This is a genomic window from Novosphingobium sp. PASSN1, assembly GCF_002278815.1.
In genome coordinates this window covers 396398-410703 of sequence record NZ_NKIS01000002.1, presented here as the reverse complement: position 1 = coordinate 410703, position 14306 = coordinate 396398, and the positions used below count along the sequence as shown (strand labels likewise).

Genomic DNA, 14306 nt, shown 5'->3' with positions numbered 1-14306 from the left:
GATTCTTCAAAGTGACTGACGTGACGATCAAGCGGGCACTCCTCTCGGTGTCCGACAAAACTGGCCTTGCAGAACTCGGCCGCGCGCTTGCCGGCTACGGGGTTGAGCTCGTCTCGACCGGGGGGACTGCCGCAGCTTTGCGGGATGCTGGCCTTGCCGTGCGCGATATCTCCGAACTGACCGGCTTTCCGGAGATGATGGACGGCCGCGTCAAGACGCTGCACCCGAAAGTCCACGGCGGCCTGCTCGCCGTTCGCGATGATGCTGCCCACACCGCTGCGATGGCAGAGCATGAAATCGGCGCGATCGACCTTGTCATCGTCAATCTCTATCCTTTTGCCGCCACCGTGGCGAAAGGTGCAGACCGCGATGAAGTGATCGAGAACATCGATATCGGCGGCCCCTCCATGGTTCGCTCGGCAGCCAAGAACCATCGCTACGTGACCATCGTGACTGACCCCGCTGACTACGCCGAACTGGCAGCGGCGCTGGAAAGCAAGGCCGGTGCAACCAGCCTTGAATTCCGCAAGGCCATGGCCGCCAAGGCTTTCGCGGCAACGGCAGCCTATGACGCTGCCATCGCACAATGGTTCGCCCTGACGGATCAGCAGCACCACTTCCCGCCAACCCTGATCGGCGCGCACAAGCTCGTCTCCACCTTGCGCTACGGCGAAAACCCGCACCAGAGCGCGGCGCTCTATGTGCCGGGCCAGGGCAGCGCGGTCAGCGGATTGCCGCAAGCCCGCCAATTGCAGGGCAAGGAACTGTCTTACAACAATTACAATGACGCCAATGCGGCACTGGAACTGATCGCAGAGTTTGGCACGGACCAGCCTGCCGTCGTGATCGTGAAGCATGCCAACCCGTGCGGCGTGGCGGTTGCGGCAACACCGCTCGCCGCTTGGCAGGCTGCGCTTGCATGCGATTCAGTTTCGGCGTTCGGCGGTATTGTCGCTCTCAACCGTCTGCTCGATGGTCCGACAGCGGAAGCGATCTGCGAGATTTTCACGGAAGTCGTCGTCGCCCCGGGCGCAGATGATGCGGCCCTTTCTGCTTTCGCGCGCAAGAAGAACCTGCGCCTTCTGCTGATCGATAGCCTGCCCGATGCCGGCCGCAAAGGGCTAGTCACGGTGCCGATCGTCGGCGGTCTGCTGGTGCAGGATCGTGACAGCGGCATGTTGACGGATGACATGTTGCAGGTCGTCACCAAGCGCCAGCCGACAGAGCAGGAGCTGGCGGATTGCCGCTTTGCCTGGACTGTGGCGAAGCACGTGAAATCCAACGCGATCGTCTATGCCCGCGAAGGCGTGACGGCCGGGATCGGTGCGGGTCAGATGAACCGCCGCGACAGTGCAAGGATCGCTGCTGCAAAGGCGCAGGAAGCCGCTGAGACCCACGGCTGGGGCGCACCGCGCACGGTCGGCTCAGCCGTGGCCTCCGATGCCTTCTTCCCCTTCGCCGATGGCCTGATGGCCGCAGTTGAAGCGGGCGCGACAGCCGTTATCCAGCCGGGTGGATCGATCCGTGATGATGAAGTGATCGCCGCAGCAGACGCGGCCGGCATCGCGATGATGTTCACCGGTATGCGCCACTTCCGGCACTGAGGCCGAAAGCAGTCGGCGGGTACTGGCTACACCGGTACCCGCTGACAGCACTCAACGATAGAAAACGTGATTGTCGACCCGGGCCATGCGGGTCTTGCCCCATGACGGCGCGACATGTGCCGCATGGAAGAACATGGCACCTTCCACCGGGCTCTTCCACGTGCCGCTATCGGCGATGAGCGCGATCTTCACGGCCTGCTGCCAAAGGCGGCTGTCATGATTGACCGCGGGCATCGTGTTGGCACGGATGAACGAGAACTGCGACGGCTGGTAGACCACGCCGCAATAGGAGCTGGGGAAGCGCCCTGACGCTGCGCGCGTCACGATCACGCGGCCCACGGCAAGCTGACCGGCCAGCGTTTCGCTGCGGGCCTCGAAATAGATAGCACCGGCCAGGCATTCCATCTCGCGCGAGAGGGAGGCGGGCAGCGGGGTGCGCTCGATCAGATCGGCAAGCGTGGCGGCGCTGGGCAGGCCCTCCCGATCATTCTCGGGATCAACGCGCTCAGGCTGGGGAAGAGGCTGTTCGGCGGGCCGGAACACGCTCTGGTGCGGTTCTACGGTGATGGCCGAGGATCCAGGCGCTTCAGCAACCGGGATCTGGATGTCCTGTGCCTTGGCACCGGATCCGCCGGTGCTGAACAGGATAGTAGCAAGACTTGCGGCAATGCACACGGCACTGGCAACGCGAAATTGGCGGCTCATGCATCTTCGTCATTGGGCGGTGAACGTCGGCACAGTGCGCGATGGAATCCGGTGCAACAGGGACATCCCTGCATGTCGGAAGCCCATCGAAGGCTCTGGCGTCTGCCCCCCGTCTGCGTGCTGGCGGGGAGGACTTCTTGCCATCCCATCGCTGCCTACGCTCGGTTGAGTGCGCGCCCTTATGGGCTGGACCGCACAAGTCAACCCATGAATCTTGGTTTGTTCTCCGCTTCGCCCAGATTCAGGATGAACTGTTCGCCCTCAGCGACAGTCAGTTCGATGATCCACAAATCGCGGTCCTGCGACTTCCGGCGTGCCAGATATGCCTCAAATTCCATTTTATTTTCAGGATCTTGAGCCTTGGCAAGGGTCCAACCGCGCGTGCCATCCGGCCTGGGCAGCCGCTCGAACAGGCGGGCGCTGGTCTGCCCAAACCCCTGATTATCGAGGATAACAATCAGCAGTGTGCCGCTGTCAGTGTCACCCTTGCTCAGAACCATCCCGAAGCCGCCTGCCGTTTCCGCCAAACGAATCAAGGCTGACGCTTCAACGGCTGTTGGCAGACGCGGCGCGGTCATTCATCCGCACCGGACGGAGTGGCCAGGCCGGCATATCCGCTGAGGGTAGAGAGCGCGATGCGCGACCGCTGGAACGTCCCCGTGCCGCGGCCGACTTCGTTGCCATCGCCATCAAGAATGCGCGATTCCGCCACGAGAACTCGCCTGCGGCCCGAGATCCAGCGGCCTTCTGCAATCGCCGGACCGGCCTTAAGAGGCCGCGTGAACAACAGGTTGAAGGCGGTCGTCAGCAGAAAGCGGTCGGTAACCAGCGTGTTCGCGGCATAGAACGCCGCGTCATCCAGCATCTTGAAATAAACGGTGCCGTGCGCCGCCCCGGCCGCATGAAAGTGCGGCGCACCAACCTCGAAGTGGATCCGCGCGACGCCTTCTTCGACCACCTTGAGCCGCGAATTGAAAAAGCGGTTGATCGGTGCAGAGGCATAGAGCCTTTCGAGCGCGCGCCAATGACGCTCCGCCCCCAGCAATGCGGAATCGGCACAGTGATCAGGCGGCGTCGCGGTCGATGACATTGACGAGCAGGGCATAGATCGCATCAGCATCGGGCGCGGCGATCAACCGCTCGTGCATCCGCTCGTCCCGCATCAGGCGGGAAATCGCTGCCAAAGCCTGGAGGTGTGTTGCGCCGGCCTGTTCGGGCGAAAGCAGCCCGAACACGCAATCCACCAGCATCCCATCCGATGAAGCAAACTCGACCGGGTTTTCAAGGCGGAAAAACGCCGCAACCGGGCGAGCAAGCCCTTCCAGCCGCGCGTGCGGGATCGCAACACCGCGTCCGAAGCCGGTGCTTCCCAACGTTTCACGTTCTTCGATGCGTTCGAGCACGACCTCACGGTCAAGCCCGTAGACCTCGGCAAAGCAATCCGCGAGCCCGCCGAGGATCTGCGTCTTGGTCTCGGCGCGCACGATGCGCACCGCTTGAAGATCGATCGTAAAAAGAGCGGTCATGGAACCAGTGATACCGGAAAAGGCGCAAGCGCGCTTGATGCGGAGCGGCCTTTGCGCCCGAACGCGACGCGGTGCAAGCACCGAATCGCGCTGGGCAAGGGACAAGTCCCATGCAGTGACGTCAGAAACCCAAGCAGTTTCGCCGCTCCGGTTACTTGGGCCGCTACTAAGCCGGTTCAACCCAGCCGATCGAACCATCACCGCGCCGGTAGACCATGTTGTGCACCCCTGTGCCTGCGTTCTTGAACAGGAGCGCATTCGTGTTGCGCAGATCAAGCATCATGACCGCATCGGAAACACTGGCGGTCGGGACGTCCACCCGCGTCTCCGCGATGACCAGCGGCGCATCAGCAGGCTCCTCGGCTTCGGTTTCCTCCACCATGAACACGGTGTAGGCGGCGTCTTCCTCGCGGCGGGCGTGATCGGCCTGATCCTGCCGCGCGGTGATCCGGCGCTTGTAGCGGCGCAACTGCTTTTCGATCTTCTCCGCCGACTGATCGAGCGCAACGTGCGCATCCTGTGCAACGCCGCTACCCTTGAGGATCAGCCCCTGAGCGACATGCGTCACGATATCGCAGCGAAATCCCCCGTGCGGCGCCTTCCCCAGCGTGACGTGCGAAGTGAGCGCGCGCGAGAAGTACTTGTCGACAATCGCGGAAAGGCGCTCCCCGGCATGCGCTTCGAAGGCGGCGCCGGTGTCGACCTGATGGCCTGAAACGCGAATATCCATAGTACACTCTCCTTGGCTTGACCTGTTCCCCGCTGTGGGCGGGGCGAAGTCCGCTCATCGGAGCCAGATGGCCCCTTTGATGGCCTCGACAAAAGCAGTGTGGCGGGCGATTTCCTCGGCACTGGGGGCATGGGGCCGGGCGGGTCGCAAACCACGCGGTGCGGCAGGCCGGATCGGCAGCGGGACAGCCGCAACCTTGACCTCAACTTCTGCCGCAAGTTCCAGGCCGATCTGCCGCCCACCCATGAGTTCGACGTAGAGTTGGGCGAGAAGTTCCGCATCGAGCAGTGCGCCATGGCGAACGCGGTGGCTGCGATCGATACCGTAGCGCGAGCACAGGGCATCGAGACTGAGTTTGGCACCGGGATGCTTGCGCCGGGCAATGGCGACCGTATCGACCATGCGCGCCCGGTCGACAGCCGGCAGTCCGCTCATGGCAAGTTCTGCATTGAGGAAGCCGAAATCGAACCCGGCATTGTGCGCTACAAGCGGTGCATCACCGAGAAAATCGAGCAGTTCGGCCGCGCGTGTAGCAAACAGGGGCTTGTCAGCCAGGAAGGCGCTGGACAAGCCATGCACTGCTTCGGCTTCTGCCGGCATCGAACGCTCAGGGTTGAAATAGGCATGAAAGACCGCGCCGGTCGGCACGCGGTTCATCATCTCGATGCAGCCAATTTCCACCAGCCTATCGCCGCTTTGCGGATCAAGGCCGGTGGTCTCCGTATCGAAAACGATCTCACGCATCTGGTGTAATCTGGACCCGTGCGGAGGGGGTTGCAAGGCTTCAGCGCGGGTTTTTTTGCCGGATGGATTCCACCAGCGCCGCCACTTGCGCGCGCGTTTCAGCAAGCGTGACGCCGGTATCAATGACATGATCCGCGCGGGCACGCTTCTCGGCATCCGGCACCTGCAGCGCCAGAATCTGCGCGAACTTTTCCGGGGTCATTCCGGGGCGAGCAAGAACGCGGGTGCGTTGCATCTCCGCTGGTGCCGAGACGACTGCGACGGCATCGAGGCCCGCACCGTGTCCCTTTTCATAGAGCAGGGGAATATCGAAAACGACAAGCGCTTCGCCCGCGTGTTCAAGGAGGAAAATCGCGCGTTCTTCCGCGACCGCCGGATGGACAATTGCCTCGAGCCGGGCGAGCGCTTCGGCATTGCCAAACACTTGCGTGCCGAGCGCTGGGCGATCCACGCCAGCCGGGCCCGTCGTGCCGGGAAATGCCGCCTCGATTGCGGAAAGCAGTGCGCCGCCAGGGCCTTGCAACCGGTGCACGGTGGCATCGGCATCGAACACCGGCACGCCCAGTTCGCGCAGCATCAGCGCGACGGCCGATTTGCCCATACCAATCGAACCGGTGAGGCCGAGAATGAAAGGATGGCTCATGCGCCGAGTACCTTGCGCAATTCATCATCGCGTTCGCGCGGCGGCGCTGCGCCGAAGAAGCGGCGAAACGCGTGATCGGCCTGCCCGATCAACATCGAAAGCCCATCAATCGTCCGGAAACCTGCCGCCCGAGCTGATTGGAGAAACGCCGTATCCAGCGGACTGGTGACAATATCATAGACAATCGAACCGGGCGGCGCGTGGCTCATGTCGAACGCCAACGGTGGCTGTCCTGTCATGCCCAGTGAGGATGCATTGACGATAAGATCAAGGCAGCCTTCGCGGTCATCAAAGGCAAAATCGGTGGGATCGGCAAAGTGCGCAAGATCGGCGGCATGATGCTCGCCGGCAGGTGCCAGTTCATCGAGCAGTGCGCCCGCTTTTTCTGGATTGCGTCCCGCCAGCACGATGACAAGCCCTTCGTCGGCCAGCCCCTTGATGATCGCCCGTGCCGCACCGCCAGTGCCAAGGATGCGGGCCATGCGGAAGTAGTGCGTCTGATCCAGCTCCGCGCGCAAAGGTTCGAGGAAGCCGGGGACATCGGTGTTGTACCCGGTCAGCTTTCCGTTTTCCGGAACAATCGTGTTGACCGCGCCGACTGCGCTGGCAAGCGGATCGAGGCGGTCGAGCAGGGGGATGACGGCCTGCTTGTGCGGCATGGTTACATTGCAGCCGCGCCAATCGGGATCGGTGCGGCGGGTGTTCAGAAATTCGCCAAGTTCATCTGTGTGAACATGTGTAGCTTGATATTTTGATTTTATATCAAGCGCTTCCAGCCAAAACCCATGGATTGCGGGCGATTTTGACTGCGCGATCGGATCACCGATCACTTCAGCGTAGGAAAGCCTCATGCGGGCAGCTCGCCATGCGTACGCAGCGCGCCGAGCAGAGCCAGAAGCGGCATGCCGAGCACCGTGAAATGGCTGCCTTCGATATGGTCGAACAGTTGGACGCCGAGCGCCTCGATTCGGAATACGCCGACACAGCCCCCGACCGCAGGCCATTCCTGCGCCAGGTACCCCTCGATAAAATCAGGGCTCAGTGAGCGCACCTTGAGCATGGCCGTTTCACAATGACGCCACACCGGCACGCCGTCACGCACGAGGATCGCCGCCGAGTGCAGCTTCATCGTCTGCCCTGAAAAGAACGCGAGATGCCTTGCGGCATCGGCCCGGCTGCCGGGCTTGTCGAATGTCCGTCCGCAAACCTCAACCAGCGAATCGCCGCCCAGCACCAGCCGCCCCGGCGCGCTGACCGATACGGTAAGCGCCTTGGCTTCGGCGAGGATCATCGCGATTTCACTGCCGGGCACGCCGATCAGTTCGCGCTTGATCTCCGCTTCGTCCACGTCTGAACTGCGCGCCTCGAACGGCACCCCGGCTGCGGTCAGCATCGCCTTTCGGCTCGCGCTTTGTGACGCCAGTATCAGCATTTTCTCACCTTCACAGGGCATGTCCTCCACCGCCGCCACCGCCCGCGTCAGGCCTGCGCTCGTTGTAGAGGTTGATAACCGCAGCCGCCGTCTCCTCAATCGAGCGGCGCGAGACGTCAATCACCGGCCAGCCGTTATCCGCGAACATGCGCCGGGCATACTGCACTTCGCGCGCCACGTGATCGCCATCGACATAGGCTGTTTCGGGCGCCTGGTTGAGCGAGAGGAGGCGGTTGCGGCGGACCTGAATCAGCCGCTCGGGACTGGTCGTAAGGCCGACGACCAGCGGACGCCGCAAGCTGAACAGCGCGGGCGGCGGCGGGCTTTCCACCACGATGGGGATATTGGCGACACGGTAGCCGCGATTGGCGAGATAAATCGCGGTCGGTGTCTTGGAGGAACGCGAGACACCGGCAAGCAGGATATCCGCCGCTTCCCAGTCCTCCCACGCGATGCCGTCATCATGGGCAATGGTGAACTGGATCGCCTCGACCCTGCGGAAATAAGCATCGTCCATCGTGTGCTGGCGGCCCGGCCTGCCCTTCGCCGCCTGCCCGAGCTGCGCTTCGAGCGCGAGCGTGACAGCATCGAGTGCAGGAACGCTGGGAAGGCCAAGCGCAGCGCAGCGGGTTTGCAGCAGCTCGCGCGTTTCGGCATTGACCATGGTGAACAGCACCAGCCCCGGATTCGCGGCGATCTCGCCCATGATCCGATCAAGGTGTTGCTGCGACCGGACCATCGGCCAGAAATGACGCACGACATCGGCATCATCGAATTGCGCCAGCGCCGCCTTGGCGATCATCTCGAGCGTTTCGCCGGTCGAGTCCGACAGAAGATGCAGATGCAGGCGCGCCATCGAAGTTCCCGGTCCGCCTTCGGGAGAAGGCTGTGGATTGAGCGAGGATAAACCACGGGAGGAAACGGCGGACAAGTTTGCGCTGCGATTATGCCCCCGACACCAGACCATGGGCAGGCAGATTGCCAACAGGCGCAGCGAACTTTCCACAGGCTGGGGACAGCAGGGACAAGTTTCGCTTGCGCCGCAGGGATGGCAGCAACTGTTCAGAGTCGCTGACACGCTTTTTTGTGGAGACGGCGGGACAATTCGGGCACACGCATCTCGTCCCCGCTTTCCACAGGGCCAACAAACTACCTCAATCTGATTCAAGAGAATCTATAGATTTGAATTGGACCGACCGACTGATGCCTAGCCCTGCCGAAAAGCCGCTTCTCCAGACCCTCAAGGGTGCCAACTTGTCCCGCCGTCCGATCTGGCTCATGCGCCAAGCGGGGCGCTATCTTCCGGAGTACCGCGAACTGCGGGCCGAGAAGGGCGGGTTCCTTGCGCTGGTCTATGATTCCGAAGCCGCGGCCGAGATCACGCTCCAGCCGCTGCGCCGGTTCGGTTTCGACGGCGCGATCCTGTTTTCCGACATCCTGATCGTGCCTTACGCGATGGGTCAGGATCTCCAGTTCCTCGCCGGTGAAGGCCCCGCGCTTTCTCCCCGCCTCCTCGATGTGGGTCTGGAGACGCTCAGGAGCGTGCCAGAGCGTCTTTCACCGATTTATGAGACCGTGGCACAGGTCAGCGCCGCTTTGCCGCCTGAGGCCACCATGCTGGGCTTTGCAGGCAGCCCCTGGACCATCGCGACCTACATGGTCGCTGGCGAAGGCAGCCGCGACCAGCACGATACCCGCGCGCTCGCCTATCGCGATCCGGGTGCGTTTCAGGCGATCATCGATGCGATTGTCGAGGTGACCGTGGAATACCTCAGCGGCCAGGTGAAAGCCGGTGCCGAGGGCTTGCAGTTGTTCGACAGCTGGGCGGGCAGCCTCGCCCCGGCAGAGTTCGACCGCTGGGTGATTGCGCCCAATGCGCGGATCACCGAGGCGATGCACAAGCTGCACCCCGATGTCCCGATTATCGGTTTCCCCAAGGGCGCGGGCGAGAAGCTTGCTGCCTACGCCGAAGGTACCGGCGTGGACGCCATCGGTGTGGACGAAACGATCGATCCGGTCTGGGCCGCGAAAACCTTGCCTGCCGGAATGCCGGTGCAGGGCAACCTTGATCCGCTGCTGCTGCTGGCAGGCGGCCCCGCGCTGGAGGACGGCGCGCGGCGCGTGCTCGATGTTTTTGCCGACCGGCCGCATGTGTTCAACCTCGGCCACGGCATCGGGCAGTTCACGCCGATCCCGCATGTCGAGCGGCTGCTTGAAGTGGTGCGGGGCTGGTCGCGCTGAAGCGTCCGGGGGGCGGGTTGATCCGCCCCAAATCCCAAGTTCCGATCTGGCCGCGAAAGCGCTAGACTCGGCAGAATGATGCAGGTTCTCGCGATGCTCTATCTCTGGCTCAAGGCCGGCCATGTCATATTCGTGATCTTCTGGATGGCGGGGCTGTTCATGCTGCCGCGGTTCTTCGTCTATCATCAGGAAGCGCCGGAAGGATCGCCGGAAAACGCGATCTGGGTGGACCGCGAACGCAAGCTGATGAAGATCATCATGTGGCCTTCGCTGTTTGCCGTCTGGGGCTTCGGTCTGGCGCTGGCAGTCAGCGGCGAGTGGTTCACGCAAGGCTGGTTCCATGCCAAGCTGGCGCTGGTGCTGGTGTTATCAGCCTATCACCTGTGGCTGGCGGGCTATGCCACCAAGCTTGCGCGGGGCGAACGCGAGTTGACCGGTCGTCAGCTGCGTCTGCTCAATGAAATTCCCGGCGTGACGGCGGCGCTGATCGTCATCATGGTCATCGTCAAGCCGTTCTGATCCCGCGCTTCCGCGATTGACGCCTCGGATACCGGGGCCTATGCGAACTGGGCATTCCGGTTTTCGGCAGCGCGTTTGCGCCCTGCCCCCTTTGGTCCGCTTTCCCCAAGCCCCATGACCTCCCGGCGCGCGCAACTGCCCCTTTTCGGATGAAGTTCAAGCCCATGCATCTCAAGGAACTCAAGAAGAAGACGCCCGCCGAGCTGGTCCAGATGGCCGAAGAGCTCGACGTGGAGGGTGCAAGCACGCTGCGCCGGCAGGATCTCATGTTCGCCATCCTCAAGGAAGTGGCGGAAGACGGCGAGGAAATCCTTGGCATCGGCACGATCGAAGTGCTTCCCGATGGCTTCGGTTTCCTGCGCAGCCCCGAGGCGAACTATCTGGCCGGGCCTGACGATATCTATGTCTCGCCGAATCAGGTCCGCAAATGGGGCCTGCGCACGGGTGACACCGTGGAAGGCGAAATCCGCGCACCCAAGGACGGCGAGCGCTATTTCGCGATCACGCGCCTCATCAAGGTCAACTTCGACGATCCGGACGCCGTGCGTCACCGGGTGAACTTCGACAACCTGACCCCGCTCTATCCGAACGAACGCCTGCGGCTCGATACGCTGGATCCGACGGTCAAGGACAAGTCGGCCCGCGTGATCGATCTGGTCAGCCCCCAGGGCAAGGGCCAGCGCGCGCTGATCGTGGCACCGCCGCGCACCGGCAAGACCGTGCTGCTGCAGAACATGGCCAAGGCCATCACCGACAACCATCCCGAAGTGTTCCTGCTCGTCCTGCTGGTGGATGAACGCCCCGAGGAAGTTACCGACATGCAGCGTTCGGTGAAGGGTGAGGTCATTTCCTCGACCTTCGACGAGCCTGCCACCCGCCACGTGCAGGTCGCGGAAATGGTGATCGAGAAGGCCAAGCGCCTTGTTGAGCACAAGCGCGACGTGGTGATCCTGCTCGATTCGATCACACGCCTTGGCCGCGCCTACAACACCGTTGTGCCGTCATCGGGCAAGGTGCTGACCGGCGGCGTCGATGCCAATGCCCTGCAGCGCCCCAAGCGCTTCTTCGGCGCGGCGCGCAACATCGAGGAAGGTGGCTCGCTTTCGATCATCGCCACCGCGCTGATCGATACCGGTAGCCGCATGGACGAAGTGATCTTTGAAGAGTTCAAGGGCACCGGCAACTCGGAAATCGTGCTCGACCGCAAGGTGGCGGACAAGCGCATCTTCCCGGCGCTCGACGTGGGCAAGAGCGGCACCCGCAAGGAAGAGCTGCTCGTGCCGCAGGATCAGCTCAGCAAGATGTGGGTGCTGCGCCGCATCCTCATGCAGATGGGCACGATCGACGCGATGGAGTTCCTGCTCGACAAGATGAAGAACTCCAAGTCCAACGAGGACTTCTTCGCAACGATGAACCAGTAGGCCGGAAGGCCTCGAAGGTGCGCGGCGCTCAGGCTTTCTGGAGCGCCGCCGCCATCATCTCCCACAGCTTGTTCATGGCCTTGAGCGGCCGCACCATCACCTTGAAATCGATGATCTTTCCATCGAGATCAAAGCGGATCAGGTCGATCCCGTTGACATGTATGCCGTCTACCGTGGCAGTGAATTCAAGCAAGACTTCGGGTCCGTCGACTAGCTCGCGGACATACGTGAACCCGGTATCGGCGAAGACTTCGCCCGCAGCGGAAAGATAGGCCAGCACTTTGCCGTGGCCTTCCTGCGGGGTGTGAACCACGGGTGAGTGGAACACTGCATCAGGCGCGATCAGCTCTGCCAGGAGGGCGGTATCGCCCGTGTGCATGTAGCGGTGCCAGGCGGCGAGGCCGGTGTGCATGAGGTCTCTCTCCTTGTTCTCTCGCGGCCTTGTGGCACGCGGACCGCATGCCTGCCATTGATCCAGCGCAGGTTTGCGCTAACCGTGCGTGGATGACAACCATGCCGCCAGAGAGCCTTGTTGGCGAAGGAATGGCTGCGCTGAGGGCGCGCGATCCGGCGCGGGCGGCAGACTTGCTGCGCGAAGCAGGGCGTCTGCTACCGGCTGACCGCATGCCCTGGCCCGCGTTGGCGCAAGCCGAGCTAGCGCTGGGCAACCATGTGGCGGCAGAAGCAGCGCTGGACCGCCAACTGGCGCTGACCCCGCGCGATGTTGGTGCCCTGCTGGCCAAAGGGCAGCTGCGCCAGCACGCGCGCGATGACCGGGCTGCGGTCAGCTTCTACACTACGGCACTCGCGCAGGCGGGCGTGAGCGGTATTCCGCGCGGGATGGAGGGCATGGCTGCCGCTGCGCAGGCCTTCGTGCGGGAGGCGCAGGGCGCTTTCCAGCGGCATCTCGATGCCGTGATGGACGGCGGGCTCTCACCAGCGATGGATGAAGCCCTGGGTCTGCTGCGCGGCGCGCGGGAAATCGATCTGCAGCAACCCTCGCTGTTCTATTATCCGGGGCTGCCGCAGCGCCGGTTCTATGATCCGGCGGAGTTCCCCTGGCTGGCAGAGATGCTGGCGCTGCTGCCAGAAATGCAAGCCGAGCTGGCTGCCGTGTCGGCGAGCGAGACATCGGACACGTTTGCGCCCTATGTCGTCGCGCCTGAGGATCGGCCTGCACCCAACAATCCGCTGTTGAGCGATCCTTCGTGGGGCGCGTTCTACTTCTGGAAAGATGGCGCGCCCGTTGCTGCCAATGCCGCGCGCTGCCCCGCTACGATGGCGGCCCTTGCCCTTGCGCCGATGCCGATGATTCCGGGCCGCGCGCCAAATGCACTGTGGTCGCGCCTCAAGCCCGGCACGCATATTACGCCGCACTTCGGAATGCTCAACACGCGTCTGATTTGCCACATTCCAATCCGTACCGCGCCCCAGTGCAGCTTGCGGGTGGGTAGCGAGATGCGGACGTGGGAACCGGGTGTGCCGTTGATCTTCGACGATTCGATGGAACACGAAGCGCGCAATGCCGGGCGGGAGACGCGCACAGTGCTGCTGTTCGAGATCTGGCGGCCCGAAGTGCCGGAGGACGACCGCGCCGCCATTGTCCGCCTGCTCGAAGGCATTGCGGGGTATGACGGCGCGGCCTGATCCGGCTTCAGGTCAGGTGGGCCTTGAAGAAATCGCGGGTGCGTTCATCGGCGAGGGCAGCACCAGCAACATCGCGGCGTGAGCCCATTTCGGCGGCGAAGCCGTGATCGAGGCCCACATAATCGTGCAGCACGACCTTGGGATGCGAATCGAGTGCGCCGTGGATGGCAGCCTGCGCTTCGGGGCCGACGAAATGGTCGGCAGTGGGGATGTGCAGCATCAGCGGATTGGCGATGGCATGGGCCTCGTTCAGCATTTGGTCGATCATCACGCCGTAGTAGCCGACGGAGGCATCGATATCGGTGCGCGCCGCAGCCATATAGGCCATGCGGCCGCCGAGGCAGAACCCGACGAGGCCGATCTTGTCGACCGCCTGCTCCTGCCGCAGCCAGTGGATCGCCGCTTCGATATCCTGCACGCCGAGATCGGGGTTGTACTGCCCGAAATAGCCGAGGGCTTCCTGGAACTGTTCGGGCACATCGGGATCGAGCTGAACGCCGGGGGCGAAGCGCCAGAAGATATCGGGGGCAAGCGCGACATAGCCGAGCGCGGCCCAGTCGTCGCACTTCTTGCGGATGCCGGCGTTCACGCCGAAGATCTCGGGAATCACGATGATGGCGGCTTCGGTCTGGTTCTCAGGCGTCGCGACGTAGACGGGGAACTCAGCCTCTCCGTCCAGCGTTCCGATCATCGTCATCTCACCCATGATGCTTGTCCTTCTGGCATGGCGGTTGGTCGATGCGGTGTTAAGCGCGCAGCGTAGACTTTGCCAAGCGTGCATGACAGTGTCGGTGCATCAGAGCGAAAGGTGAAGGCCATGAAAGTCAACGTCGAGGTGGAATGCACACCCGAAGAAGCGCGCCGCTTTCTGGGCCTGCCCGATGTGACGCGCGCCAATGACGTCTACGTCGACGCGCTGGCCAAGGCGATGCAGGGCATGAACAGCGTTGACCAGTTGCAGGGGTTTGCCAAGCAGATGGCGCCGATGGGCGAGATGGGGCTGAAGCTGTTCCAGCAGTTCGTCGAACAGGGTGCTGGTGCGGCGATGGCCGGGTTCAAGGCAGGCGCATCGGGCGATAAGCCCAAGTCCTGAA

General features: G+C 63.0%; 18 protein-coding genes. 6 read left to right on the top strand and 12 right to left on the bottom strand.

The features are described 5' to 3' along the window. Positions 1-11: 11 nt before the first annotated feature. Positions 12-1604: a bifunctional phosphoribosylaminoimidazolecarboxamide formyltransferase/IMP cyclohydrolase gene (purH, locus tag CFE35_RS04785; RefSeq protein ID WP_292928463.1), complete on the top strand. Its 1593-nt coding sequence runs from the start codon at positions 12-14 to the stop codon at positions 1602-1604. Between the two features lie 51 nt (positions 1605-1655). On the opposite strand, the gene CFE35_RS04780 is transcribed toward purH, so the two are convergent. From CFE35_RS04780 to CFE35_RS04735, 10 genes are all read right to left on the bottom strand, one after another. Beyond that, complete coding sequence (locus tag CFE35_RS04780; RefSeq protein ID WP_292928461.1) at positions 1656-2309, bottom strand: cell wall hydrolase; 654 nt, start codon at positions 2307-2309, stop codon at positions 1656-1658. Positions 2310-2509: 200 nt separating this feature from the next. Then, the gene (locus tag CFE35_RS04775) at positions 2510-2887 is read right to left on the bottom strand and encodes a DUF1491 family protein (RefSeq protein WP_292928459.1); all 378 of its coding nucleotides are present in this window, start codon (positions 2885-2887) and stop codon (positions 2510-2512) included. Then, positions 2884-3399, bottom strand: coding sequence for a PaaI family thioesterase (locus tag CFE35_RS04770; protein ID WP_292928457.1), 516 nt, complete (start codon positions 3397-3399; stop codon positions 2884-2886). Before CFE35_RS04770 ends, CFE35_RS04775 begins: the two co-directional genes overlap by 4 nt. After that, a complete protein-coding gene (locus CFE35_RS04765; protein WP_292928455.1) occupies positions 3374-3835 on the bottom strand; it encodes a PTS sugar transporter subunit IIA in 462 nt (153 codons plus the stop codon). Before CFE35_RS04765 ends, CFE35_RS04770 begins: the two co-directional genes overlap by 26 nt. A gap of 166 nt (positions 3836-4001) precedes the next feature. Further along, positions 4002-4565 (bottom strand): ribosome-associated translation inhibitor RaiA, encoded by a 564-nt coding sequence (gene raiA, locus CFE35_RS04760; RefSeq protein ID WP_292928453.1) that lies wholly within the window; start codon positions 4563-4565, stop codon positions 4002-4004. A 54-nt stretch (positions 4566-4619) separates the two neighbouring features. Continuing rightward, positions 4620-5309, bottom strand: a complete 690-nt coding sequence (gene dnaQ / locus CFE35_RS04755; protein WP_292928863.1) for a DNA polymerase III subunit epsilon — start codon at positions 5307-5309, stop codon at positions 4620-4622. A gap of 40 nt (positions 5310-5349) precedes the next feature. After that, complete coding sequence (gene coaE, locus CFE35_RS04750) at positions 5350-5952, bottom strand: dephospho-CoA kinase (protein ID WP_292928451.1); 603 nt, start codon at positions 5950-5952, stop codon at positions 5350-5352. Continuing rightward, entirely contained in the window at positions 5949-6803 is an 855-nt protein-coding gene (gene aroE / locus CFE35_RS04745; RefSeq protein WP_292928449.1) for a shikimate dehydrogenase, read from the bottom strand. The genes coaE and aroE overlap by 4 nt, the downstream gene beginning before the upstream one ends. Further along, positions 6800-7384, bottom strand: a complete 585-nt coding sequence (locus CFE35_RS04740; RefSeq protein ID WP_292928861.1) for a nucleoside triphosphate pyrophosphatase — start codon at positions 7382-7384, stop codon at positions 6800-6802. Before CFE35_RS04740 ends, aroE begins: the two co-directional genes overlap by 4 nt. A 10-nt stretch (positions 7385-7394) precedes the next feature. Beyond that, on the bottom strand, positions 7395-8240 hold the full coding sequence (locus CFE35_RS04735) for a pyruvate, water dikinase regulatory protein (RefSeq protein WP_292928447.1): 846 nt from the start codon (positions 8238-8240) through the stop codon (positions 7395-7397). 347 nt (positions 8241-8587) lie between these two features. Here CFE35_RS04735 and hemE point away from each other — a divergent pair, with 347 nt between their 5' ends. From hemE to rho, 3 genes are all read left to right on the top strand, one after another. After that, positions 8588-9625: a uroporphyrinogen decarboxylase gene (gene hemE / locus CFE35_RS04730; RefSeq protein ID WP_292928445.1), complete on the top strand. Its 1038-nt coding sequence runs from the start codon at positions 8588-8590 to the stop codon at positions 9623-9625. Between the two features lie 75 nt (positions 9626-9700). Beyond that, positions 9701-10144, top strand: a complete 444-nt coding sequence (locus CFE35_RS04725; protein ID WP_292928443.1) for a CopD family protein — start codon at positions 9701-9703, stop codon at positions 10142-10144. A 164-nt stretch (positions 10145-10308) separates the two neighbouring features. Further along, positions 10309-11565 carry a transcription termination factor Rho gene (gene rho, locus CFE35_RS04720; RefSeq protein WP_292928859.1) on the top strand — a complete coding sequence of 419 codons (1257 nt, stop codon included), beginning with the start codon at positions 10309-10311 and terminating at the stop codon, positions 11563-11565. A 28-nt stretch (positions 11566-11593) separates the two neighbouring features. On the opposite strand, the gene CFE35_RS04715 is transcribed toward rho, so the two are convergent. Further along, positions 11594-11977 (bottom strand): nuclear transport factor 2 family protein, encoded by a 384-nt coding sequence (locus tag CFE35_RS04715; RefSeq protein WP_292928441.1) that lies wholly within the window; start codon positions 11975-11977, stop codon positions 11594-11596. 92 nt (positions 11978-12069) lie between these two features. Here CFE35_RS04715 and CFE35_RS04710 point away from each other — a divergent pair, with 92 nt between their 5' ends. Next, the gene (locus CFE35_RS04710) at positions 12070-13212 is read left to right on the top strand and encodes an aspartyl/asparaginyl beta-hydroxylase domain-containing protein (protein ID WP_292928439.1); all 1143 of its coding nucleotides are present in this window, start codon (positions 12070-12072) and stop codon (positions 13210-13212) included. Positions 13213-13219: 7 nt separating this feature from the next. On the opposite strand, the gene CFE35_RS04705 is transcribed toward CFE35_RS04710, so the two are convergent. Next, a complete protein-coding gene (locus CFE35_RS04705; RefSeq protein ID WP_292928437.1) occupies positions 13220-13918 on the bottom strand; it encodes a dienelactone hydrolase family protein in 699 nt (232 codons plus the stop codon). 111 nt (positions 13919-14029) lie between these two features. On the opposite strand from CFE35_RS04705, the gene CFE35_RS04700 reads away from it, so the two are divergent. Next, positions 14030-14305 (top strand): DUF6489 family protein, encoded by a 276-nt coding sequence (locus tag CFE35_RS04700; RefSeq protein ID WP_292928435.1) that lies wholly within the window; start codon positions 14030-14032, stop codon positions 14303-14305. The last annotated feature ends 1 nt before the right edge of the window (position 14306 follow it).